Source organism: Halolamina litorea (assembly GCF_026616205.1).
GTDB lineage: Archaea > Halobacteriota > Halobacteria > Halobacteriales > Haloferacaceae > Halolamina > Halolamina litorea.
In genome coordinates, this window is record NZ_JANHGR010000002.1 from 316911 (window position 1) to 338485 (window position 21575).

A 21575-nucleotide genomic window follows, 5' to 3' on the forward strand; every position below is an offset into this window, starting at 1 on the left:
GCTCCCTTACTCCCCGCCCAGTTCCGAGAGGTCCTCGGTCACGACTCCCTCGGGCAGTGTATCCAACGCCTCCGCGGGCCAGTCGTCGTGGCCCAACGTGAACGTCGTCTCGGGGTTCGCCTCGGCGAGCGCGGCGACGCCGTCGGCGGCGGCGACGTAGGCCACGTCCTCCAGTCGCTCGGGCGTCTCGGCGTGCAGGGGGTACGTCTCCGAGAGCGACGGCGGGAACGGGCCAAAGGGCGGCTCGACGCGCCAGACGGCGTCGTGGTCGTGGCCGGTGGGTTCGCCGAACTCCGTCAGCAGGGTTCGGTCGGGCGTCTCCAGCCGGGCGAGCCGTTCGTGGTGTCGGAGCACTTCGGGGCGGCGGGCGCTCTCGGGGGAGGTGTAGAAGAACGTCCCCTTCGAGACGCGGTCGCTTTCCTCCAGTTGGTCGGCGTGGTCGAGCAGCGCCCGGAAGCCGTCGGCGCTTGCGGGGTGGGCGCGGGCGCGCTCCTCGACCAGTTCGAGCAGGCTTCCCTCGCGTATCGCCTGTCGGACCCGACGGATCTCCGCGAAGGTGACGTGGAGGTTGTGCTCGGCCAGCGCGTTCTCCCGGTCGCGCTCGTCGAGTGCGCGCAGGGAGTCGGGGTCGTGTTCGGTACAGACCGGGCAGGGACAGGGGAGGTAGGAGAGCTCCTCTAGCTGTTCGGTGCCCCGAACCGTCAGGTAGCGGCCGTCGCGGGCGTAGAGCGCGTAGGCCGCGGAGTCGAACAGGTCACAGCCGACGGCGGCCGCGAGCGCGAACATCATCGGGTGGCCGGCGCCGAACAGGTGGACCGGACAGTCCGCGCCCAGTCCGCGCTTGGCGGCGGCGGTCACGTCGATCATGTCGTCGTAGCGGTAGCTGTTCAGCAGGGGGACGACGGCGCCGACGGGGAACACGTCGAGGTCGGTGCTCGCGGCGTGGGACCCGGCCTGCTCCCGGAGGTCGGTGTACGTCGATCCCTGCACGGGTGCGTTGACCAGCATCTCGCCGGTATCGACGGCTTCGGCGTCGGCCAGCGCCTCCTCGGTGGCCTCGAGTTCCTCCTCGGCCTGTTCGCGGCTCACGTCCGGCGGCGTCGGGATGTCGACGGGCGTACCGATGTCCGAGCCGATCTCGTGTTGGAAGTTCAGGATCTCCGTGGTCGTGGTGTCGATCTCGCCGTACTCCGCCAACTGGAACGATCCCGAGTCGGTGACGATGGCGCCCGGGAAGTCGAGCATCTCGTGGAGTCCCTCCGCCTCCGCGCGCTCCCGGAGGTCGTCGGTGTTGCGGATGATGTAGGAGTTCGTGATGAGGATCTCGGCGCCGAACTCGTCGTGGAGTCGGCGGGGCGAGATCGTCTGGAGGTTGGGGTTGACGACCGGCATCAGCGCCGGTGTCTCGACGGTGACCCCGGCTCGTGGCACCGTCAGCCGGCCGACGCGGGCCATCCCGTCGGTCGCCCGGATCTCGAAAGCGTCGCGCATGGCCGAACGTCGGCGTCGCGGCCTAAGGGGGTTCCGTTCGCCGACTCAGGGCAGCACGGCGACGATGGCCGCCGCCGCGTTCCCGCTCTCCTCGACGGCGCCGGTGGCGACGGCGTACAGCGCGAGGAAGATGATCGCGTCGTAGGTGCCATGGACGAGGATCGGAACCACGAGGTTCCGCGTGTACTCGTAGAGCGCGCCGAGCAGCAGGCTCGGCCCCATCAGGCCAAGCACCGAGACCAGTACCGACCAGACGTCGGGCCCGACCAACGAGGTCACGTGGATGCCGGCGAAGATCACGCTCGCGATGATCACGCCGGGGACCGCCGAGAACTCCTCGCGGAGTCGGTTCTGGACGACGCCCCGAAAGAGCAGTTCCTCGCCCGGCCCGATCAACAGGTACGCCCCCGGCAGCAGGTAGAGGACGATTTCGGGGTTCTCCATCGCCATGTTGGCGACTTGGTTGCTCGCGGCGTCGGTGCCCGTCGACTGCCGGATCATCCCGACGACCACGAGATAGACGAACGACGCCACGAGCGCGCCGATCACCAACCCGAACTCCTTGATCGTGGGGAACCGGAGTCCCAGCGAGCGGAGCGGGATCTCCCGGGATCGGAGGTAGAGCACCGCCGTTCCCATGAAGCCCAGCCCGGTCAACAACAGCAGCGAGAGCACGACCCCCAACACCGGCGTGATCTCCACGCCGGCGAGGAGCAACCCGAAGGCGGCGATGGTGGTGATCACGCTCCCGCCCGCAAAGCCGGCGATGCCGATCCCGAGGGCAACGCCGACGGCCCGTAGCCGTGAATCCATGGCCGGAACTGGGGTCCGGACGGCCAAAGCAGTTGTCCCCGCGTCAGGCGAGTTCGTAGCGACTCACCGCGAAGGCGGCCCGACCGTCCCGGATCTCGCCGTCCCGGACGGCCGCCAGGAGGTCGTCGTAGGGCACCGTCAACGCCCGGATGCTCTCGTTGCCGTCGAGGTCCTGTTCGGCCGCCGGTTCACAGCCACGCGCGACGACGGTGTGGTGGACCGAGTCCGCGATACCGTTGACCGGCTCCGTCGAGCAGAGGTGCTCGACCGACTCGGCCGTGTAGCCGGTCTCTTCGCGGAGTTCTCGGCGCGCGGCGGCTTCGAGGTCGTCGTCCTCCGGTTCGATGCCGCCGGCGGGAAGCCCGCGGTTGACCCGGTCGACGGCCTGCCGCCACTCCTCGATCAGCACGACCTCGTCGCCGCCGGGGAGAAAGGCGAGGACGACGACGGTCTCTACCTCCTCGACGTAGTGGTAGTCGGTCTCGGTGCCGTCGGGCAGTCGCACGTCGTCCTGCCGGACCTGAAAGCCCGGACAGCGGTAGTCGATCCCAGTGTCGAGGGTCTCCCACGCGAGGTCGTCGGTCATGCTCGGCAGGGCGGCCCGGTCGCGGAAAAAGGGAGTCGGTCCGGGCGCGGTGTCGCGTCGCCGTTACCGCGAGTTCCAGAGGTCGCGGGCGCCGACGCCGGCGATGCCGAGCGAGACGAGCGTCAGGCCGAGTTGGGCGCCGTTGAACCAGAACGGCAACCACGGGAAGACCCCCGGCAGCAGCGCGGCGGCCTCGTCGAGGACGGGGATGCCGCCGCCAGCGCCCTGGTTGGGTGCCTCGCCGGCGTACCACTCTCCCTCGGAGGGTTCGCCGTAGGGGACGCGGTCGGCCTCGTAGGGGACGCGCTCGGTGGTGATCGACCAGACGACGGTGCCGTTGCGGTTTATCTCGAAGATCCGCTTGCGGAGCGTGTCGGTCACGAGCGTGTTGCCGTTCTCGAGTCGGTCCGCGTCGCGGGGCCAGCGGAGGTCGATGCCGCCGGCGCGTTCGAGCGTCCACGCGACCTCCCACTCGCCGTTCTGCCGGTGGAGTTCGACCACGCGGTCGTTGTCGCTGTCGGCGACCAACACCGCGGCCTCGCCGTCGCCGGCGGGGGTGCCGCCGAGCCACTGCGGGTTGTGCTGGTGGTTGATCACGGCCGGGTCGCCACAGCGAACGTCGCCGTCCCCGTCCTGATCGGCGAGTTGGCCGCGGGTAGTACAGGTGCTGTCGTCGCCGCCGTCGTCGGTGTTGATGGTCTCGACGACGCCCTCGCCGCGCTCGACGACGAGGATCTGGTTGGCGTTACGCACCGAGACGAGGAACTGCCCCTCGCCGATAACGTCCACGTCGTTGATGTGGAGCCAGTCACGCCGGGTCTGGTCGGGCGGGGCCTCGTAGTAGTCACTCGCGTTCCAGCGCCACGTGACCTCGCCGCCCTCGACGATCCGCAGTCCCTCGTACTCCATGTCGGTGAGGAGGAACTCGCCGCTCTCGAGTCGCTCGACGTCGTGGACCTCGCTGTTACTGCTGGAGCGAACCGGGAAGGAGTACTCGTACTGGATCTCCTTCGTCTCGGGGTCGAGGATCCGGAAGCCGCTGTGAGTACACGGCGACTCGTAGGGACCACACTCCTCGTACCCGCTGTCCATGAAGCCGGCCATCACGCTGCCGTTGTCGAGCAGCGTCACGTCGAAGTAGCTGTCAGTGTCCGCCAGGCGCCACGTCACCTCGGTCCCCTCGACGTTGGCGATGCTCCCGTGTTCGTGCCAGCCCGGCCCGCCACCCTGAATACCGATCAGCGTCCGGCGCTCCTCGTTGTCGCCGGAGACGGCCGCCTCGGGTGCCATCGCCGCGCTGACGCCGAGGGTGGCGACCAGCAGCACGACGGCGGCGACCACGAGGGCGGCCCCGCGTGTCTTCGTGTCCATTACCCTACGATCCGTGGGCCCCGAGGCATAACCCTTGTGAGTGTACGACAGCGTCCTCGATTTAGGCGGTCGCCACGGCGCCGAACGCGTCGTCGACGGCTTCGAGTGTCTCAGAAAGGGGCCCGGAGTTGTCCACCACGAGGTGGTCCTCGTCCTCGATGGGTTCGAACTCGTCTTTGAGCTGTGTGTAGATGGCGAAGTCGGCGTCGCTCTCGTCGTCCTCCTCGGTCTGGCGTTCGTGGATGCGGTCGCGGACGACCGACTCCTCACAGGTGACACGGACGCGTCGGAACTCGACGCCGGTCTCCTCGGCGACGGTCGCCGCCCGCTGGCGGAGTTCGCGCCGGCGGAACGTGGCGTCGAGGACGACGTGGTCGCCCGCATCGAGCCCCTCGCGGGCGCGGGCGAGCAGTTCGTCGTACACCGCCGCGGACTCCTCGGCCGCGTACGTCGGCTCCGGGAACAGTTCCTTCCGGATCACGTCGGTCCGCAGCCGGCGCGCCGGGAGCACCTCGGCGACCCGTTCGGCGACCGTCGACTTGCCGGTGCCGGGGAGCCCGCAGACGAGGACGAGCATTCGCTCTGAGAGGGGATATCGCCGTACAAATAGTCAGCGCTTCGGCGGCGCCGGCCCCGCCCACCCGGCGTTCCGACACCGATATGTGTTCGATGCGTGTCGACGTGAACGAATGGCTCGACCCATACTGGTCCTCGTGACCGTCGGCATGCTGCTCCTCGCGGGTTGCTCCGGCGGCGGCACGGTGACCGACCCGGCGACGGACGTGACCACGAACACGACTACCGACGCGACGGCCACCGACGCGCCCGGCACCGCGACAACGACGGCGGCGGCGCCCCCCGAGAACGTCGACTTCGCGCCCGGCACCGGCGCCGAGGGGATCACCAACACCTCGGCGCTGCTCGACGCCCACATGCGGGCACTCAACGGGAGCGCCTACCGCGTCGACGCCAGCCAGGACACCGGCGACACGAGCGCCGAGATCGTCGTCGCCGAGAGCGGCGACCGCCTCCGCATCTCGACGACCGCCGGCGGGGCGACCACCGCCGGCACCGACGTCTGGTCGACGGCCGACCGCTCGGTCACCCGCCGACAGACCAACGGCTCGGTCAGCTACTCCGTCGCCGGCGATGGGACGCCCGGCGCCGGACTGGCCGCAAGCATCTCGGACCTCTACGTGCTGACCCCGCTTGCGGGGATCCAGTACGGCGAGTTCGACTACGACGGCACCGTTGAGCGCGACGGTGACCGACTCCTCCGGTTCGTGGCGACGGGCGTCAACGAGAGCGCCGTCGAGTCGGCGAACGCCTCGGCGGTCTCGAGCTACGACGCCACGGTGCTCGTGAGCGAACGCGGCGTCGTCCGCGAGGCGACCGTCGACGCGACCGAGGTCGTCGACGGCGAGTCCCGAACGGTCAACACGACCTACGAGGCGACCACCGGCGTCGAACCGACGGCCCCCTCGTGGCTCGAGGAGGTCCCGGACATCTCGGTCTCGTTGACCGCGAACGGCTCGCTGCTCGTGGTCGACCACGGCGGCGGCCCGGCCGTCGATGACGCCGCCGTCTCGGTGGGCGCGTTCGGCCCGCGCGGCACCATCGAGGGCTCGTTCGAGGCCGGCGAGACGCGCTACCTCGGCATCGATAGCGAGTCCGGCGAGGTCGTCGTCGCCGCTGAGCGCCCCGACACGGCCGGCCTCGACCAACTCGGCCCCTCGGTGACGTTCCGACTGCTGACCGACACCGTGCAGGTGTCGCTGCTCGCCGGCGACGGCGCGTAGTCCGCGACCGCAGGCTTTCCTCTTTCAGCGACGATACCGGCGTATGAGCACCGCCCTCGCGCTTGCCAGCCTGCTCACCGTCCCCATCGGGCTCTACCGGTTCCTCTGGCCGGAACACGAGGCCCGAGTCGTCACCGAGCGGTACGCAGACGGCGAGGCTACGGCTGCAGACGTGTCCCGACGGTCTACCGGTTCGGCGGGCTGCTGCTCGCGGTGTTGGGTGCCCAGTACGGGGCCCTGCCGCTGCTCGGCAGCGCTGTCGACGATACGGTGACGACTGCGAAGCGGCGACTGGGCGAGAGCCACCGCTCAGAGGTGTAGAATGCGGGAAGTGGGCCGGCGCGAATGTCGAACTCGGGAAGACTCACTCCGCTCGTCTTCCCTGCTCGAATTCGCTTGGCGACACGACTCCCCACATTCGGAACGCCTCGCTGTCGCTCGCCGTTCGTTGAATGCGGGAGAAGTGGGCCGGCGCGAATTCGAATCGCGGTTACGGCCACCCGAAGGCCGAAGGATACCAAGCTACCCCACCGGCCCGCAGTCGAGAGGAATAGCCCGGCGAGGTTAAGAGTTGCCATCTAACAGCGGCCGATCGAGTGGGGGCGCCGTCGTCAGGCGTAGTCGAAGCCCGAATCGTCGTCGAGTCGCTGGACGCCGTCGTCCTCGTCGTCGGTGCCGGCGTCGACGGCCGCGGTCTCGTTGGAGAGCTGCTGGTACGACGCCACGAGCACGCCCCACGAGAAGATCGAGAAGAACCCGGTGATCACGTACGTCACCACCGACCCGGCGACGGGACTGAAGATCGAGAGGATACCCGAGGGGATCGAGATCAGCAGGCTCATCACGACGATGATCACGCCGAGGCCGAACAGCGGGAAGCGGTTCCCCTTCGCCAGCGACCAACTCGAGGAGAGCGCCTCGAAGGGGCCCTCGTCCTCCACCGCGATGAACAGTTGCGTGAAGATCAGGCTGATCATGAGGAAGATGCCCGGGATGATCAGCGCGATGAAGCCGATGAATATCGCGACGCCTTGGACGATGCTGGCGATGACGAGGAACACGGCCGGCTTCAGGAGGCCGCTGGTCACGCCGTCGGGGATACTGCCGAGTTCGCTCGGACTGTGGGCGAGCGTCCGGAACGCCACGATGGTCAACACGAGGTTGAGTACGACCCCGAGCATCGCCAGCGCCGACCCGGCCGCGGTCCCGATGGGGAGCGAGAGGGCGGGGGCCGTCATCTCCCCGGCTCCGGGCGTCTCGATGGCGCCGACCACCGAGTTAGAGCCGACTGCGGTTAGCAGTTGGAGCACGACGTAGGCGATCCCGAGTTGGATACCTGCGGTCGTCGTGAGTTTTTCAGCACCGCTTGAGAGGGCGTCACCGATGTTCAGGGACATGCCGAAACCTGACAAGACGCGACGTATAAAGGTGCTGGTAGAAACAGACTACCACGCACGGCCCCTGCGTAGAAACTCTCTAACATCGGACACGAACGGCGTGCGCTCAGTACGGAGTTACTTATGTGCTCAAGCAGTAGCGACTGGCAATGGCTGAGGAGCAGTCCCCGTCGTTGCCGCCCGAACTCGAGGAGTGGCTCGACGACCGGGCCGCCGACACCGGTCGGGACCGGCGGGACGTGCTCGCCCGAGCGGTTGCGACCTACCGACTCGTCTCGGCGGCCGAGAACGCGACCGACGCCGCCCCCATCGACACACGGATCGCCGACCTCGAGCGGCGCCTCGACGAACTCGCCGGCGACACCGAGGACAGGATCGAGGACGTGCGTGACCGGGTCGTGCAGGTCGCCCGATCCGCGGCCGACGCGGACCACGACCACCCCGAACTGGCCGCCCTGATCGAGGAAGCCGGGACCGACTGGGCCGACGACGCCGCGGCGATCCGTCGGGCGCTCGCGGAACTCGACCGGCAGGTCGAGGGCGGGTTCGAGAACTACGAGGCGGTGCTGTCCTCGCTCGCGGACCGTGCCGACGAGGTCGACGCCAAACTCGACACGCTCGCCGGGGCAGTCGTGGACCTTCGGGAGCGCGTCGCCGCGCTGGAAGCCGCCGACGCCCGCCGGAAGGCGGTCGAGGACCTCCAGCGCGACGCCAACAGCCGGAACGTCGCCGCCGGGGACTGCGAGAACTGCGGGAAGCGCGTCCACATCGGCCTGCTGTCTGCCCCGCGCTGTCCACACTGTGAGGAGCCCTTCGAGGAGGTCCAACCCGGCGGGCGGTTCATCGGCTCGGCGACGCTGATCACCGGTGAGCGCCCGGCGCTCACCGGCGACGCGTACGAACCGGAAGCGCCCGAGGAGGTGTTCGCCGACGATGAGTGAGGACGACCCCGTGGACGAACCGGACGCTCCCGACGAGTCGGACCTCGCCGACGACCTGAGCGTCGAGTCCGAGGAACTGGACCCCGCCGACGACCCGAGCAGCGAGTCCGAGGAAGCCCTCGGGGAGGAGCGTGACCTCCCGCTCTCGGACCTCCGCAAGCGAGTGGAGGCCCGACAGGAGTCGAACGGGTCGTTCTCGGAGATCGACGCCGAGGGGACGACCGGGACGGAGTCGGACCTCTTCGAGGAGGTCGACGTGGCCGACGTGGACAGCGAAGCCGTCTGGGACGCCGTCGTCGAGGGCGACGCCGACGCCGCGGAGCTGTTGGGTGACGAACCCGGCGTCGATGGCGCCGAACCCGCCGCCGAACCCGCCGCCGACCCAGCCGAGACGGCCGACGAGCACGTGATCGACAAGCGCGAGTACTGCCAGCGCTGTGAGTTCTTCGCCGCGCCGCCCGAGGCCACCTGCACGAACGAGGGCACCGAGATCGTCGAACTGGTCGACAACGACAGCTTCCGCGTACGGGACTGTCCGAAGGTCGCCGTCGACGACGAGGCGCTCTCCGGGTTCGCCCGCGAGGAGTGAGGTTTTCGGGCCGGAGCCGTTCGGTCGGGTATGCAGTTCTGTGACGACTGTGGCTCGATGATGGTCGCAGAGGGTGACCGAATGGTCTGTACCGAGTGCGACGCGAGCCAGGCCCGCGACGCCGAGGCGGAAGCGGCGTTCGTCTCCACCGAGGAACAGACCGACGGCGACCTCATCGAGGCCGACGAGGACGCCGAGTACGAGGGGAAGCCGACCGCCTCCGACGTGACCTGTGAGGCCTGTGGCCACGGCGAGGCGTGGTACGACATCAAGCAGACCGCCTCCGCCGACGAGCCGCCGACGCGGTTCCTGCGTTGTAAGGAGTGCGGGCACACCTGGCGCGAGTACAACTGAACCGTCGGCACGCTTTTCTCCCGCGGTGCCGATTTCCGCCCGATGGCCCTCCCCGATCGGTTCGAACCGTGGCACGTGCTCCTCGTCGCCGCGTTCCTCGTCGGCGCCGGCGGCTCGCTGGCAGCGACGACCGGGATCGCTTTCGTGAACCTCGCGACGGCCGTTCTCAGCGGCCTCCTCTGGGCGTTCGCGGTGTACGTCTTCGTCGGCACGTTCCGGAACTACGTGACCAGCTACGCCGACACCGGCGGCTCGCTCTGGGACCCGCGCTTCCTCGCGCCGTTCGTCGTCGGCGCCGTCGCGGCGGTCGCGGTCCTCGCGTGGCGGCTGACCGAGTCGGCGTTCTCCGGGCCGATGGTTACGGAGGCACTCACCGTCGGCTTCTGGGCGTTCGTGCTCGCGATGGTCGTCGTACTGACCGCGAGCTACGTCGTCGCGGGCTACCGCGAGGCTCGGCCGTAGTCAGAGCGAACCGAGCAGGAACCCGCCGACGGCGTCGCCGACCTCCCCGGCCCGGCCGACGAAGAAGTGATCCGCCGATAGCGCCGTCGTTTCCCAGCCGAGGCGTTCCGCCTCTTGCACTACCGGCTCCCAGTCAGCGATGTCGTCACGCTCGCCGTACACTACGGTCGCGGGGGCGTCGATGCGCTCCATCGCCGGCACGGCGAGCAGGTCGTCGTTCAGCCGCGACGGTGGCGCGAGCGCGGCGACGGCGTCGAGGTCGGGAGTCGCTGCCGCCGAGCCGTCGACGGCGGTCCCGCCCGCCGCGAGCAGCGTCAGACAGCCCCCGAAGCTGAACCCCGTCAGGCCCACCCGTTCGTAGCGCTCGCTAACCCACTCGACTGCGGTGTAGGTGTCGCCGAGTTCGCCGTACCCCTCGTCCCAATCGCCGTAGTCGAAGCGCAGGCAGTCGACGCCGGCGCTAGTGAGGCGGTCGCTGATCGCCACGAGCCGTTCGTCGCCGCGGTGACCGCGCTGCTGGGGGTGTGGCGGGCAGGCGACGACGCAGGCCGAAGCTCCATCCTCAGCCGTCGACGCCGTATCGAGAGTCGCGCGCACGTCCCGGGCGCTCGGGAGCCGGATCGGATCGCTCACGCCGGGTGGATCGCCCGCCGGTCGCATGCGTTTTGCGGTCGAAACTGGTTGGCTTCGCGGGAAGTTTAAGGCGCTGACGGCCCCACACTCGGCTATGGGAATCCTCTCGCGCGCCTCCTACATCGTCCGGTCGAAAGTCAACGCCATACTCAACCGGGCCGAGGACCCGAACGAGACGCTCGACTACTCCTACGAGCAGATGCGTGACCGCCTCCAGGAGGTCAAACAGGGGATCGCCGACCTCACCACACAGAAGAAGCGACTGGAGATCCAGAAGCGCCGGCTCGAGGAGAACGTCGAGAAGCACAACGAACAGGCACGCGAGGCGGTCCGGCAGGACCGCGACGACCTCGCCCGGCAGGCCCTGGAGAAGAAGAAGTCCAAGATGAACGAGATCGAGGACTTGGAAGCCCAGATCGCCGACCTCCAGCAGTCCCAGGACCGGCTGGTCGAGAAGAAGGACGAACTTCAGAACCAGATCGAACAGTTCCGCACCCGCAAGGAGACGCTCAAGGCCCGCCACGACGCCGCCGAGGCCGAGACCCGCGTCTCCGAGGCGATGACCGGCGCCGGCGACGAGATGGCCGACGTGAGCCGGGCCATCGAGCGCTCCGAGGAACGCACCGAAGAGATGGAGGCCCGTGCGGAGGCGATGGACGAACTGCAGGACACCGGCGCCTTCGAGAACGCCCTCTCCGACGAGGACAGCATCGACCGCGAACTCGAACAGGGGCGAACCGACAGCGAAGTCGAGTCCGAACTGGCGACGCTGAAGGGCGAACTCGGCAAGAACGGCGGCGAGAGCGCCGAGGCCGAGTCGGCCGCGGGGAGCGAGAGCGAGAGCGAAGCCGGGAACGAGCCTGCAGACCCCGAAATCGAGAGCGAACTCGAAGAGCTCCGCGACGAGGAGTGATGGCGCCCGCCGGCGCGCCAGTCCGGCGGACGAGCCACCGGAGGGGTGGGGCCCTGTGAGCGACGGCGACGCCGACGACTCGGCGGGACAGACACAGGACACCCTCCGGGAGCGTGCCGGCGTGAGCACCGCGAAGCTCTGGTTCTACATGGGCGCCGACCGCCGACTGGTCGCGCTCGGCTTGGCCGGCCTCCTCTTTGCGGGCGTCGTCGTCGGCGGCATCGTCCACCCACAGCCCGCCTACGTGCTCATCACCGACGGCGACCCGATGGAGACGCTCGCCCAGTCGCTCGTCGGCTCGACGGTCACCGGCGTCACCGTCGTGCTGACGCTCTCGCAGTTGGTGCTCTCACAGGAACAGGGCGCCGTCGGCGACCAGCGCGGCCGGATGGAGGACGCCACCAAGTTCCGCACGGACGTCGCCGACCTGCTCGACCAGCCGGTCAGCCCGACCGAACCGTCGGCGTTCCTTCGGGCGCTCGTCGGCGCGACCGAGGAGCGTGCCGAGTCCGTCGAGTCCGCCGTCGAGGACCTCGAGGACGAGGAGCTCCGGGACCAGATCACCGAGTTCACCCGCGGGGTCAGGGAGAACGCCGAGGACGTGCGTGACGACCTCGAGGGCGCCCGGTTCGGCGAGTTCGAGGTGATCCGTGCGGCGCTCGACTTCAACTACTCGTGGAAGCTCTACACCGCCCAGCGGTTCCGGGCGGAGAACACGGACGCGCTGAGCGAGCACGCTACCGACCGACTGGCGGCGCTCGCGAGCGTTCTCGAACTGTTCGGCCCCGCCCGCGAGCACTTCAAGACGCTCTACTTCCAGTGGGAGTTGATCGACCTCTCGCGGACGATCCTCTGGGTCTCGCTGCCGTCGCTGTTGGTCTCGACGTGGGCGCTGATCTTCTTCGACGCCTCGGTCGTTCCGGGGTTCGTCCTCGGCGTGCCGACGGTGTTGCTACAGGTCGCGGCCATCGTCGCCGCCGCGTTGCTGCCCTTTGCGGTGTTGCTCTCCTACATCCTCAGGATCGTCACGGTCACCAAGCGCACCCTCTCGATCGGCCCGTTCATCCTCCGGGAGACCGACCGGGACACCGCGTTCGAGGAGTAGCTACTCCCGAACGCCGGTACCCGAACGGTCCAGTCCAGCCAGTCGGATCTCGCCCCGGGTCAGGTCCACGCCGTCGTAGGGGTCCGAGTCGAGCAACAGCGAACCGTCGAGGTCCGCGTAGTCGAGCAGCGGCCCGAGATGGGCGGCGGCGGCGATGCTCGCGTTGCTCTCGATCATGCAGCCGAGCATGACCTCCAGCCCCTCGGCACGGGCGGCGTGGACCATCCGTTTCGCTTCGAGCAGGCCGCCACACTTCATCAGCTTCAGGTTCGCGATGTCGCACTTGTCCGCGATATCGGGGATGTCCGCGAGCGTGACACAGGACTCGTCGGCGGCGATCGGGAGTTCGCTGCGCTCGTAGGCGAACTGTAGCCCGTCGGGGTTCGACGCCGGCACCGGCTGTTCGATGAACTCGACGCCGTGGTCGGCGAGCCAGCGGGAGTTCCGGACCGTCTCGCGGGGGGTCCACGCCTCGTTGGCGTCGACGCGCAGGGTGGCGTCGGGCGCCTCCGAGCGGATCGCCTCGATGATCTCGCGGTCGCGGTCGGTGCCGAGTTTGACCTTCAGCACCTCGTAGCCGGCGTCGACGGCCTCGGCGGTCTTCTCGCGGATCCGCTCGGTCGTGTCGAGACCGATGGTGAACGAACTCGTCGGCGTCGTGTCGGCGTCGAGGCCCCAGAGCCGGTAGAGCGGGAGGCCCGTGCGCTTGGCCGCGAGGTCGTGGAGCGCGATCGAGACCGCACAGCGGGCCGCGGGGTTGCGCTCGACGGTGTGGCGCATGCGTTCCTCGATCTCGGTCAGCGCGTGGGGGTCGCCCACGTCCTCGACCACGTCCAGCAGGGCCGGCATGACCGCCTCGACGGTGTCGGCGGTCTCGCCGTAGTGTGCGGAGGGGGCGGCGCCGCCCACGCCGGTCATGCCGCCCTCGTCGGTGACCTTCACGATCACGTTCTCGGCGGTCTCGGTGGTCCCCCGCGAGATGGTGAAGGCGTCGGCGAGCGGGAGCGAGACGCGCTCGAACTCGGTATCGAGGCTCATCGCAGCGCCTCCACGATCTCGTCGGCACCGAAGCGTACGGGGTCGGTCGCGTCCCCTCCGATCGCGTCGCCGAACGCCTCGACGGCCTCGCGGGCGGCCTCGTCGTCGTCGATGCTCCGTGTGTTGAGCGCGCCGGCGACGACCTCGGTCTCGTGGACCGGCGCCGCGAGCGACTCGTAGAGGTCGACGTACTCCTCGACCGGCGGGAGTTCGGTGTCCTCGTAGCCGTGGACGACCTCGCGGCCGGCCTCGTGACAGAGCACCAGTTTGTCCGCCATCGAACCGTGCAGGATGCCGCAGGTGACCGCGGAGTAGGCGGGGTGGACGATGCTCCCCTGCCCCTCGACGAACAGCACGTCGTGTTCGTCGCCCTTCTCCAGCAGCATCTCCTCGACGGCGCCGGCGGTGAAGTCCGAGACCACGCGGTCGACGGGGTTGCCCCAGCCGGCGATCATGATGCCGGTCTGTCCCGTCGGGATGAACCCGGCGTCGATGCCGGCCTCCCGTGCGGCGTCGACCAGTTCGCAGGTCGCAGTCATCTTCCCGACCGAGCAGTCGGTGCCGACGGTGAGGACGACTTCGGCGTCGATTTCGTCGGACCGGCCTTCGGCGACGCCGATCCCCTCGTGGGGTTTCCGCACGTCGTGGATCTCCGCGCCGTGTTCGGCCGCGAGCGTGGCGAACTCCTCGTCGTCGTTGAGGAAGTAGTGGAGGCCGGCGACCACGTCGACACCGGCTTCGAGCGCGGCGACCACGTCCGAGCGCCAGGACTCGTCGAAGCCACCGCCGATCGGCGCGATGCCGATGAGCAGGGCGTCGACCTCGCCGTCGATATCGGAGAAGGCGTCGACGATGGGGGCGTCGGCGACCACGTCGGTGTGGTCAGCGACCCGGTCGCCGGCGGTGTCACGGTCGATCACGGCGACGGTCTCGTCGTCGCTGTAGCGCATCACGCCCAGCGCGGTCTTTGCACGGTCCGGGAACTTCTCGTGGGCGAGGATCGCGAGGCGCCTCTGTTGCATGGTGGGTCGAAGGGGGAGGGGGATGATAAATCGGGGGCCTGTTTCGGCCGACCGGCTTTTTCCGGTTCGGTTGCGTAGCCCTGTCAACGTGGATCAGTCGCTCCCTTCCCACGGCGAACTCGAGCGGCGGCTTCGCCGACAGGAGGTCGTTGCCGACCTGGCCCAGCAGGCACTCGTGACCGACGACGTGGCGGCCCTCTTCGAAACCACCGCCGAGACGGTCGCCGACTGCCTCGACGCCGACGCTTGCGGGCTGTTCGAGCGCCAGCACAGCGGGGAACTGGTGCTCCGTGCGGGTACTGGATGGCCGGAGGACGCGGTCGGTGCGGCCGCCGCTCCCGAAGGCCCCGACTCGACGCTCGGACGTGCCCTCCGTTCGCCCGACGCGGTGGTCGTGGCCGATACGGGCGAAGAGGGCGAACCGGCCGTTCAGCCACCGCTTCCGGGCGCCGAGGTCAGGAGTACGGTCGGTGCTCCCGTCGCTCCCGACGGCGAGCGGTGGGGTGTGCTCGAACTCCGGGCGGCGGCACCGCGAGCGTTCGACGAAGCCGACGCCGCGTTCGTCGCGGACGTTGCCGACGTGCTCGCGTCGGCGCTCGCCGCGGACCGCAGACAGAGCCAGGCCGAGGAGGTGTACGGCCGCATCTCGGACGCGTTCTTCGCCCTCGACGAGGAGTGGCGCTTCACCTACCTGAACGACCGCGCTCACGAACTCATCAACCCCGGCGACGAGGACCTGGTCGGCGAGAACGTTTGGGAGCAGTTCCCGGAAGCGGTCACTCGGGAGTTCAAGTCGAAGTACGAACACGCGGTGGACGAACAGGAGAGCGTCACCTTCGAGGAGTACTACCCCGAGCCACTCGACGCGTGGTTCGAGGTGAGCGCGTACCCCTCGGAGACGGGGCTCTCGGTCTACTTCCAAGACGTCACCGAACGCAAGCGCGTCGAACAGGAACTCCGCCAGAGCGAGGCGCGGTTCCGGATGCTCGCCGAGGAACTCGAAGAGGTCGTCTGGATGACCACCGCCGATCCCACCGAGTTCGTCTACGTCAACCCCGCCTTCGGCGAGGTCTGGGGGATGGACCACGAGACGCTCTACGACCAGCCCCTCGCGTTCATCGACGCCATCCACCCCGACGACCGCGAGCAGGTCCGTGAGGCGTACCTCGCCCTCCCCGAGGAGCCCTACGACGAGGAGTACCGCGTCGTTCGCCCCGACGGGGACGTCAGGTGGGTCCACGCCCGTGGGACCTCGGCCGTCGCTCCCGACGCCGACGGGGAGATGGTCCGCGTCATCGGCATCGGCGAGGACGTGACCGAGCACAAGCGCCGCGAGGAACGCCTCGAGGAGTTGGTCGCGGAGCTCGAATCCTCGAACGAGCGCCTCGAACAGTTCGCCTACGCCGCCTCCCACGACCTCCAAGAGCCCCTGCGGATGGTCTCCTCGTACCTGCAGTTGATCGAGGACCGATACGGCGAGGAACTCGACGAGGAGGCCCGGGAGTTCTTCGACTTCGCCGTCGACGGCGCCGACCGAATGCGCGAGATGATCCAGGGGCTGCTCGCGTACTCCCGGGTCGAGACCGGCGGGAACCCGTTCGAGCCGGTGGCGTTGGACGCGGTGCTCGACGCGGTCGAAGACGACCTCCGGATACGCATCGAGGACAGCGACGCCGAGATCGACGCCGACCCGCTCCCGACCGTCGTCGGCGACGAGGGACAGCTTCGGCAGGTGTTCCAGAACCTCCTCGACAACGCCATCGAGTACAGCGGCGACGACGACCCGCGGATCCGGATCGCCGCGACGGCGACCGACGACAGCCGGTGGGAGATCACGATCCGAGACGAGGGGATCGGTATCGACCCGGAGAACGTCGACCGGGTGTTCGAGGTGTTCGAGCGGCTCCACGCCGTCGGCGACCACGCCGGCACCGGCATCGGCCTCGCGCTCGTCGAACGGATCGTCGAGCGCCACGGCGGCGAGATCCGGGTCGACTCCAAACCCGGCGAGGGAACCGCCTTCACCTTCTCGCTACCCGCCGCCGAACCGGCGGACTGAGCCGGGTCAGAGCCCGCGGACGCGGACGCTCCAGAAGTCCCGGAACGCCGTCTCCAGCGCTTCCTCGGGCTCGCCGGTGGCGTCGACGCGCGCGGTGGTGTCCGCAAGGTCACGGAGTTCGCCGAGCACGCTGCGCTCGCCGACGATCACGACCCGGTCGGCGTCGCCGGCGTGTGCCTCGACGGTCGCCGCGGCTTCCTCCAAGTGCTCCTCGATCTGGGCGTCCCGGCGGCGCTCGAAGCGGTCCTGCGAGAAGCCGCCCTTCGAGTGTTCGTTCATCACGTCGCTCTCGAACCCCGCGAACTCCACGCGCTCGCCGTCCTCGTAGACGCCGAGGGCGAACCGGTCCGAGCGGACGAGCGCGAAACAGAGCCGGCCCGTCGGGCCGACCCACTCCGGGTCAACCCGGAACCCGTCGTCCCACTCGACGAAGGGCTCGGGCTCCACCGGGAGCGAGAGCGCGGTGGCGACGAGGCCGGCGTCGTCTGCACAGACCAGACACGGCGCCGCCCGCGAGACGAGCGGCGCACGGTCGCCCAGCGTCTCCCGGACCGGGTCGGGCAGGTCGCCGTCGTCGACGAACGCCGTCAGCGCGCCCTCCCGGCCGGCGTCGACGCTCCGGAGCCGGTCGGCCACGGCGCCGACGCGGCCGCCGCTGGCGGTCTCCTCGTGCCGGTAGGTCAGGTCGGCGTCGCCGTCGCCCTCGGCCCGCGAGAGCCGGTCTTCGAGTTCGGTGATCCGGTCTTCCAGCTTGTTGACCTCGCGTTCGGCGTCCTGCCGGGCGCTGACGGCCTCCGCACGGCTCTCCTTGGCTGATTCGGCCTGTGCCTGCAGGCTCTCACACTCCTCCTCGAGTTCCTCGATTCGCTCCTTCAGGCGGGCGCGGCCCAGCAGGCGGTCGAGCATACCGAACCCGCGGAGGGGCAACGGTTTGTAGCTTCTGGGCTCACTCCTCGTCGTCGAGGTGGAGCAGCTGCATCGACTCCCGGATGTGGTACCGAACCTCCCGATCCTCGGCGAGTTCGAGCGCCGCGCGCAGTTGCCGCTCGATACTCGTGTTCACCCGTTGGCGTTTCTCCATGCCACCGAGTGGCACTCTCCTAATAAAGTAATGCGGTGCGTAACGTCCCCCGAACGACCCGTTCCCTGCGGGTCAGGCGGCGTCAGCCGGCCGCCACCCCGCGTACTTGAGCAGTTGGCCGGCGCGCTCGGGTCGCGCCAGCAGCACCTCCCGTCTGTCGGGCAGTCCGTCGTCGACCAGCGGCTCCGGTACGGTGAGCGTACCGGCCGGCACGTCCTCGGCGCCCCGGACCGGGAAGTGTGTTCCGTCGAGTTTCATCACGAGCGGGGAGTCGAGCCGTTCGATGCCCTCGCTCGCGCCGTAGAGCTGTCGGTTGACCGCCTCGTGGTCCTCGACGTTGAGCGCGGCCCGCTCCTCGCCGGGTTCGACGTACAACACGCCCAGGTAGTAGCCGCTTGAGAACTGCTCGAACATACTGTGCGTGTTAACAACTAGCGTGATTGGGCATAAGCCTTGCCGGCAACGCTTATGTGGAGCGCAAAAAGCGGGAACGGCGGCGAGTCGGCGCTACGCCACGACCGGCTAATTCGTCGATGTCGCCGGACTCCGTCCGGCTGCCAGACGAGAACTGAACGGCGTTCAGTTCTCGTCGATGTCACCGGAACGCGACGCGTTCCGGTTGACCGAAGAGAGCGACTAGTCGCTCTCTTCGATGTCGACGGACTCCAGCACCGCCTCGACCTGGGGCTGGTCGTTGCGGTCGGTCGGGACGCTCCCGAGTTCCTCGACGACGTCCATGCCGTCGATGACGCGGCCGAAGACGGCGTGGCGGCCGTCGAGGTGGGGCTGGGCGTCCAGCGTGATGAAGAACTGCGAGCCGTTCGTGTTCGGGCCGGAGTTCGCCATCGAGAGCACGCCGGGGCCGTCGTGAGTGAGCTCGTCGTGGAACTCGTCCTCGAACTGGTAGCCGGGGCCGCCGCGACCGGTCTCCGAGGGGTCGCCGCCCTGGATCATGAACCCGGTGATGATCCGGTGGAAGGCAACGTCGTCGTAGAGGGGGTCGACGCGCTTCTCGCCGTCGTCCTCCCAGGCCTCGCCCTCGGGGCCGACCTCGGCGTCCTCGTAGTCCTCTGCGTGCGTCGAGAGGGTGATGAAGTTCCGCACCGTCGTCGGCACGCGGTCCTCGAACAGCTCGACGACGATGTCGCCGTGGGTCGTGTGAATCGTTGCGACAGGGTTCTCGGGGTTCTCCATGTCGTCCTCGTAGCTCATGCCCGCGGATCGGTCGCCGCGACGGTTAACCGTTGCTGACTCCGGGCGGCACCGATGCGGCGGTTTTAGGGCCAGCGGCCCCGTCCGTCCGGCAGCTATGAACGTCGCCGCCGTCGTCGCCGCGCTCGCAGTCGGGCTGTTCACGGGCGCGTTGTTCACGTTCCTCCGACTCCCCCTCCCCGCGCCGCCGGCGCTGCCGGGCGTCGTCGCCATCCTCGGCATCTACGTCGGCTACGTCGGGATGGAGCGCCTCGGCTGGGGGTTCGACCTCCTCGATGCCCTGGGGTTCTGAACCGGCGCGCGCCCCGACCCGATAGTCACCCTCTTAATCCCGCACTCCCTCCCACGGAGGGGATGCTACTCACCGGAACCGTCGTCGTCGACGCCGAGACGGTCATCGAGGACGGCGCCGTCGTCACGGCGGGCGACCGCATCGAAGCCGTCGGCCCGGCGGCGGCCCTCCGCGACCGCTACCCGGACCACGAGCGCCGCGCGTTCGACATCGTCGCCCCCGGCCTCGTCGGCGCGCACGTCCACTCGGTCCAGTCGCTGGGCCGCGGCGTCGCCGACGACACGGAACTGCTCGACTGGCTGTTCGACCACGTACTCCCGATGGAGGCCGGCCTCGACGCCGAAGGCATGCGCCTCGCGGCCGAACTCGGCTATCTGGAGTGTCTGGCCTCGGGCACGACGACCGTCATCGACCACCTCTCGGTCCACCACGCCGACGCCGCCTTCGAGGCTGCCCGCGAGCGCGGGATCCGTGCCCGGATGGGGAAGGTGTTGATGGACAAGGAGTCGCCGGACGGCTTGGAGGAGGCCACTGAGCGGGCGCTGCGGGACAGCGAGGCGCTGATCCGCCGCCACCACGGCGCCGAGAACGGCCGGATCCAGTACGCCGTCACGCCCCGCTTCGCCGTCTCCTGTACGGAGGAATGCCTGCGCGGCGCTCGCGACCTCGCCGACGCCTACGACGGCGTGGCGATCCACACCCACGCCAGCGAGAACGAGGACGAGATCGCCGCCGTCGAGGCCGAGACGGGGATGCGCAACGTCCACTGGCTCCACGAGGTCGGGCTCACCGGCGACGACGTGGTGTTGGCCCACTGCGTCCACACCGACGAGGCCGAGCGCGAGGTGCTCGCGGACACGAACACCAACGTCACCCACTGCCCGTCCTCGAACATGAAACTCGCCTCGGGGATCGCGCCGGTCGAGGACTACCAGCGCCGCGGGATCAACGTCGCGCTGGGCAACGACGGCCCGCCCTGCAACAACACCCTCGACGCATTCACCGAGATGCGGCAGGCGAGCCTGCTCGCCAAGGTCGACGACCGCGATCCCACCGCGATCGCTGCCGAGACGGCCTTCGAGATGGCGACGGTCAACGGCGCCCGCGCCGCGAACGTCGAACGAGTCGGCACGCTCCGTGAGGGTTGGAAGGCTGACCTCGTCGGGCTGACCACCGACAACGAGCGGTCGACACCGATCCACGACCCGATCTCGCACCTCGTGTTCGCCGCCCACGGCGACGACGTGCGCTTCACCATGGTCGACGGGCAGGTCCGCTACGAGAACGGCGAACACGTCGGCGTCGACGCTGCCGCGGTCCGCGAGCGCGCCCAGACCTACGCGGAGGAGCTGTTCGCCGGGATCGACGCGGCCGCTGCCACAAGCGGTAACACGGCCGAGCGAGAGTAGCCGGATATGGCCGGACAGACCCAACGGAGCCGACTCGCTCGCCTCCGCCGCTGGGTGCTCGTCACCGGGGACCGGCAGGCGGTCACGGCGACACTCCTGCTCGCCGGCTATCTTCTCGTCGCGCCGGTCGGCCACGCGCTGTTGCCCCACGGGCCCCACCTCGGTGGCCGCGACGCGACGGTGCCGCTGTTGAACACGATGCTCTCGGGGACGTTCCTGATCTTCTCCATCGTCGTCTCGATCAACTCCCTGTTCATCTCCGGCGAACAGAGCCCGCTCGACCAGCAGTTCGGCCGGGTCCAGAGCGTCGTCGAGTTCCGTCGCCAGTTGGGGGAAGTCATCGACGCCGACCACGTGCCGGCGTCGCCGGGGCCGCTCGTGCGGACGCTCTCGGGGGAGATCCTCGAACGCGCCCAACGGCTGGAGGACGAACTCGACACCGCCGACGCCGACGTGCGCGAGAACACGTCGGCGTACGTCGCCGACCTCGCCGCCGAGACCGGGCGGATGAACGCGGGGTTGGACGACGCCTCCTCGCCGCTGTCGGTGACGGTGGCGCTGGCGGACTACAACCACGACCGCCAGATCAACGACCTCCGACGGCTGCGGGCCGACCACGCCGACGTGCTCTCGGCGGACGCCGAGGCCGCCATCGACGAACTGCTGGGGCTGTTGCAGTACTTCGCGGCCGCCCGGCAGTACTTCAAGACGCTCTACACAAAATCCGAGTTCGCCAGCCTCTCGCGCTGGCTGGTGTTGACCTCGGTGCCGGCGGTGGCGATCACCGCGACGTTCCTGCACTACCTCGCGTGGACGCCCGACAGCCACCTGCTCGTCGCCGGGATCGAGGCGGTCTCGTTCGCGCCGTTCCTGCTGGTGGCCAGCTACATCCTGCGGGTGACGACGATCTCCCGGCAGACGTGGGCTGCGGGCCAGTTCGTCGCCACCAAGGAGTCCGGGGGCGCGATCGACGGGATCGACCGGGAGTGATCTCTCGGCGTCTGACAG

The 21575-nt window shown here is 69.1% G+C and carries 24 protein-coding genes and 1 tRNA gene; 11 read left to right on the forward strand and 14 right to left on the reverse strand.

Annotated features, from left to right (window positions below; genetic code table 11):
- Positions 1–6 precede the first annotated feature (6 nt).
- The 5 genes from tgtA to NO998_RS12525 form a co-directional block, all read right to left on the reverse strand.
- Positions 7–1491 carry a tRNA guanosine(15) transglycosylase TgtA gene (gene tgtA / locus NO998_RS12505; protein ID WP_267647555.1) on the reverse strand — a complete coding sequence of 495 codons (1485 nt, stop codon included), beginning with the start codon at positions 1489–1491 and terminating at the stop codon, positions 7–9.
- 45 nt (positions 1492–1536) lie between these two features.
- Entirely contained in the window at positions 1537–2304 is a 768-nt protein-coding gene (locus tag NO998_RS12510) for a CPBP family intramembrane glutamic endopeptidase (protein ID WP_267647556.1), read from the reverse strand.
- 43 nt (positions 2305–2347) lie between these two features.
- Positions 2348–2890, reverse strand: coding sequence for an NUDIX hydrolase (locus NO998_RS12515; protein ID WP_267647557.1), 543 nt, complete (start codon positions 2888–2890; stop codon positions 2348–2350).
- A 63-nt stretch (positions 2891–2953) separates the two neighbouring features.
- Entirely contained in the window at positions 2954–4261 is a 1308-nt protein-coding gene (locus NO998_RS12520) for an arylsulfotransferase family protein (protein ID WP_267647558.1), read from the reverse strand.
- A 61-nt stretch (positions 4262–4322) separates the two neighbouring features.
- Positions 4323–4838: a P-loop nucleotide/nucleoside kinase family protein gene (locus NO998_RS12525; protein WP_267647559.1), complete on the reverse strand. Its 516-nt coding sequence runs from the start codon at positions 4836–4838 to the stop codon at positions 4323–4325.
- A 112-nt stretch (positions 4839–4950) separates the two neighbouring features.
- Between NO998_RS12525 and NO998_RS12530 the strand changes: the two genes are divergently transcribed.
- Positions 4951–6060, forward strand: a complete 1110-nt coding sequence (locus NO998_RS12530) for a hypothetical protein (protein ID WP_267647560.1) — start codon at positions 4951–4953, stop codon at positions 6058–6060.
- A 464-nt stretch (positions 6061–6524) separates the two neighbouring features.
- Here the strand turns inward: NO998_RS12530 and NO998_RS12535 are convergent.
- A tRNA-Pro gene (locus NO998_RS12535) sits at positions 6525–6597 on the reverse strand.
- Positions 6598–6671: 74 nt separating this feature from the next.
- Complete coding sequence (locus tag NO998_RS12540) at positions 6672–7457, reverse strand: DUF7847 domain-containing protein (RefSeq protein ID WP_267647562.1); 786 nt, start codon at positions 7455–7457, stop codon at positions 6672–6674.
- Between the two features lie 149 nt (positions 7458–7606).
- Between NO998_RS12540 and NO998_RS12545 the strand changes: the two genes are divergently transcribed.
- The 4 genes from NO998_RS12545 to NO998_RS12560 are packed head-to-tail and all read left to right on the forward strand — an operon-like array spanning position 7607 to position 9803.
- Positions 7607–8398, forward strand: a complete 792-nt coding sequence (locus NO998_RS12545) for a CopG family transcriptional regulator (protein WP_267647563.1) — start codon at positions 7607–7609, stop codon at positions 8396–8398.
- A complete protein-coding gene (locus NO998_RS12550) occupies positions 8391–8987 on the forward strand; it encodes a DUF8135 domain-containing protein (RefSeq protein WP_267647564.1) in 597 nt (198 codons plus the stop codon). Before NO998_RS12545 ends, NO998_RS12550 begins: the two co-directional genes overlap by 8 nt.
- Positions 8988–9017: 30 nt before the next feature.
- Positions 9018–9341, forward strand: a complete 324-nt coding sequence (locus NO998_RS12555) for a transcription factor S (RefSeq protein WP_267647565.1) — start codon at positions 9018–9020, stop codon at positions 9339–9341.
- A 42-nt stretch (positions 9342–9383) separates the two neighbouring features.
- The gene (locus NO998_RS12560; protein ID WP_267647566.1) at positions 9384–9803 is read left to right on the forward strand and encodes a hypothetical protein; all 420 of its coding nucleotides are present in this window, start codon (positions 9384–9386) and stop codon (positions 9801–9803) included.
- On the opposite strand, the gene NO998_RS12565 is transcribed toward NO998_RS12560, so the two are convergent.
- Positions 9804–10436, reverse strand: coding sequence for a dienelactone hydrolase family protein (locus NO998_RS12565; RefSeq protein ID WP_267647567.1), 633 nt, complete (start codon positions 10434–10436; stop codon positions 9804–9806). It lies immediately after the preceding gene.
- A 94-nt stretch (positions 10437–10530) separates the two neighbouring features.
- On the opposite strand from NO998_RS12565, the gene NO998_RS12570 reads away from it, so the two are divergent.
- Positions 10531–11349 carry a PspA/IM30 family protein gene (locus NO998_RS12570; RefSeq protein WP_267647568.1) on the forward strand — a complete coding sequence of 273 codons (819 nt, stop codon included), beginning with the start codon at positions 10531–10533 and terminating at the stop codon, positions 11347–11349.
- 55 nt (positions 11350–11404) lie between these two features.
- Positions 11405–12454 (forward strand): DUF7972 family membrane protein, encoded by a 1050-nt coding sequence (locus NO998_RS12575; protein ID WP_267647569.1) that lies wholly within the window; start codon positions 11405–11407, stop codon positions 12452–12454.
- On the opposite strand, the gene NO998_RS12580 is transcribed toward NO998_RS12575, so the two are convergent.
- Together NO998_RS12580 and NO998_RS12585 are read right to left on the reverse strand one after the other, a co-directional pair.
- Positions 12455–13492, reverse strand: coding sequence for a dipeptide epimerase (locus tag NO998_RS12580; RefSeq protein ID WP_267647570.1), 1038 nt, complete (start codon positions 13490–13492; stop codon positions 12455–12457). It abuts the gene before it with no gap.
- Entirely contained in the window at positions 13489–14514 is a 1026-nt protein-coding gene (locus NO998_RS12585; protein ID WP_267647571.1) for an N-acetyltransferase DgcN family protein, read from the reverse strand. The genes NO998_RS12580 and NO998_RS12585 overlap by 4 nt, the downstream gene beginning before the upstream one ends.
- An 88-nt stretch (positions 14515–14602) precedes the next feature.
- On the opposite strand from NO998_RS12585, the gene NO998_RS12590 reads away from it, so the two are divergent.
- Positions 14603–16573, forward strand: a complete 1971-nt coding sequence (locus NO998_RS12590; RefSeq protein WP_267647572.1) for an ATP-binding protein — start codon at positions 14603–14605, stop codon at positions 16571–16573.
- 6 nt (positions 16574–16579) lie between these two features.
- Here the strand turns inward: NO998_RS12590 and NO998_RS12595 are convergent, their stop codons facing one another.
- From NO998_RS12595 to NO998_RS12610, 4 genes are all read right to left on the reverse strand, one after another.
- Positions 16580–17479 (reverse strand): Vms1/Ankzf1 family peptidyl-tRNA hydrolase, encoded by a 900-nt coding sequence (locus NO998_RS12595; RefSeq protein WP_267647573.1) that lies wholly within the window; start codon positions 17477–17479, stop codon positions 16580–16582.
- 40 nt (positions 17480–17519) lie between these two features.
- The gene (locus tag NO998_RS12600; protein ID WP_267647574.1) at positions 17520–17654 is read right to left on the reverse strand and encodes a hypothetical protein; all 135 of its coding nucleotides are present in this window, start codon (positions 17652–17654) and stop codon (positions 17520–17522) included.
- Between the two features lie 72 nt (positions 17655–17726).
- A complete protein-coding gene (locus NO998_RS12605; RefSeq protein WP_267647575.1) occupies positions 17727–18068 on the reverse strand; it encodes a DUF5802 family protein in 342 nt (113 codons plus the stop codon).
- A 222-nt stretch (positions 18069–18290) separates the two neighbouring features.
- Entirely contained in the window at positions 18291–18866 is a 576-nt protein-coding gene (locus NO998_RS12610) for a peptidylprolyl isomerase (RefSeq protein ID WP_267647576.1), read from the reverse strand.
- Between the two features lie 97 nt (positions 18867–18963).
- Here NO998_RS12610 and NO998_RS12615 point away from each other — a divergent pair, with 97 nt between their 5' ends.
- From NO998_RS12615 to NO998_RS12625, 3 genes are all read left to right on the forward strand, one after another.
- Complete coding sequence (locus NO998_RS12615; protein ID WP_267647577.1) at positions 18964–19158, forward strand: XapX domain-containing protein; 195 nt, start codon at positions 18964–18966, stop codon at positions 19156–19158.
- 62 nt (positions 19159–19220) lie between these two features.
- Complete coding sequence (locus NO998_RS12620; protein ID WP_267647578.1) at positions 19221–20567, forward strand: 5'-deoxyadenosine deaminase; 1347 nt, start codon at positions 19221–19223, stop codon at positions 20565–20567.
- A gap of 6 nt (positions 20568–20573) precedes the next feature.
- Positions 20574–21557 (forward strand): DUF7972 family membrane protein, encoded by a 984-nt coding sequence (locus tag NO998_RS12625; protein ID WP_267647579.1) that lies wholly within the window; start codon positions 20574–20576, stop codon positions 21555–21557.
- Positions 21558–21575 lie beyond the last annotated feature (18 nt).

Coding starts and splice junctions, on each gene's coding strand:
- NO998_RS12510 (WP_267647556.1), bottom strand. CDS start 2,304: ATGGATTCACGGCTACGGGCCGTCGGCGTTGCCCTCGGGATCGGCATC.
- NO998_RS12570 (WP_267647568.1), top strand. CDS start 10,531: ATGGGAATCCTCTCGCGCGCCTCCTACATCGTCCGGTCGAAAGTCAAC.
- NO998_RS12615 (WP_267647577.1), top strand. CDS start 18,964: ATGAACGTCGCCGCCGTCGTCGCCGCGCTCGCAGTCGGGCTGTTCACG.
- NO998_RS12620 (WP_267647578.1), top strand. CDS start 19,221: ATGCTACTCACCGGAACCGTCGTCGTCGACGCCGAGACGGTCATCGAG.
- NO998_RS12525 (WP_267647559.1), bottom strand. CDS start 4,838: ATGCTCGTCCTCGTCTGCGGGCTCCCCGGCACCGGCAAGTCGACGGTC.
- NO998_RS12555 (WP_267647565.1), top strand. CDS start 9,018: ATGCAGTTCTGTGACGACTGTGGCTCGATGATGGTCGCAGAGGGTGAC.
- NO998_RS12560 (WP_267647566.1), top strand. CDS start 9,384: ATGGCCCTCCCCGATCGGTTCGAACCGTGGCACGTGCTCCTCGTCGCC.
- NO998_RS12520 (WP_267647558.1), bottom strand. CDS start 4,261: ATGGACACGAAGACACGCGGGGCCGCCCTCGTGGTCGCCGCCGTCGTG.
- NO998_RS12545 (WP_267647563.1), top strand. CDS start 7,607: ATGGCTGAGGAGCAGTCCCCGTCGTTGCCGCCCGAACTCGAGGAGTGG.
- NO998_RS12540 (WP_267647562.1), bottom strand. CDS start 7,457: ATGTCCCTGAACATCGGTGACGCCCTCTCAAGCGGTGCTGAAAAACTC.
- NO998_RS12580 (WP_267647570.1), bottom strand. CDS start 13,492: ATGAGCCTCGATACCGAGTTCGAGCGCGTCTCGCTCCCGCTCGCCGAC.
- NO998_RS12530 (WP_267647560.1), top strand. CDS start 4,951: ATGGCTCGACCCATACTGGTCCTCGTGACCGTCGGCATGCTGCTCCTC.
- NO998_RS12605 (WP_267647575.1), bottom strand. CDS start 18,068: ATGTTCGAGCAGTTCTCAAGCGGCTACTACCTGGGCGTGTTGTACGTC.
- NO998_RS12550 (WP_267647564.1), top strand. CDS start 8,391: ATGAGTGAGGACGACCCCGTGGACGAACCGGACGCTCCCGACGAGTCG.
- NO998_RS12515 (WP_267647557.1), bottom strand. CDS start 2,890: ATGACCGACGACCTCGCGTGGGAGACCCTCGACACTGGGATCGACTAC.
- tgtA (WP_267647555.1), bottom strand. CDS start 1,491: ATGCGCGACGCTTTCGAGATCCGGGCGACCGACGGGATGGCCCGCGTC.
- NO998_RS12595 (WP_267647573.1), bottom strand. CDS start 17,479: ATGCTCGACCGCCTGCTGGGCCGCGCCCGCCTGAAGGAGCGAATCGAG.
- NO998_RS12600 (WP_267647574.1), bottom strand. CDS start 17,654: ATGGAGAAACGCCAACGGGTGAACACGAGTATCGAGCGGCAACTGCGC.
- NO998_RS12625 (WP_267647579.1), top strand. CDS start 20,574: ATGGCCGGACAGACCCAACGGAGCCGACTCGCTCGCCTCCGCCGCTGG.
- NO998_RS12610 (WP_267647576.1), bottom strand. CDS start 18,866: ATGAGCTACGAGGACGACATGGAGAACCCCGAGAACCCTGTCGCAACG.
- NO998_RS12585 (WP_267647571.1), bottom strand. CDS start 14,514: ATGCAACAGAGGCGCCTCGCGATCCTCGCCCACGAGAAGTTCCCGGAC.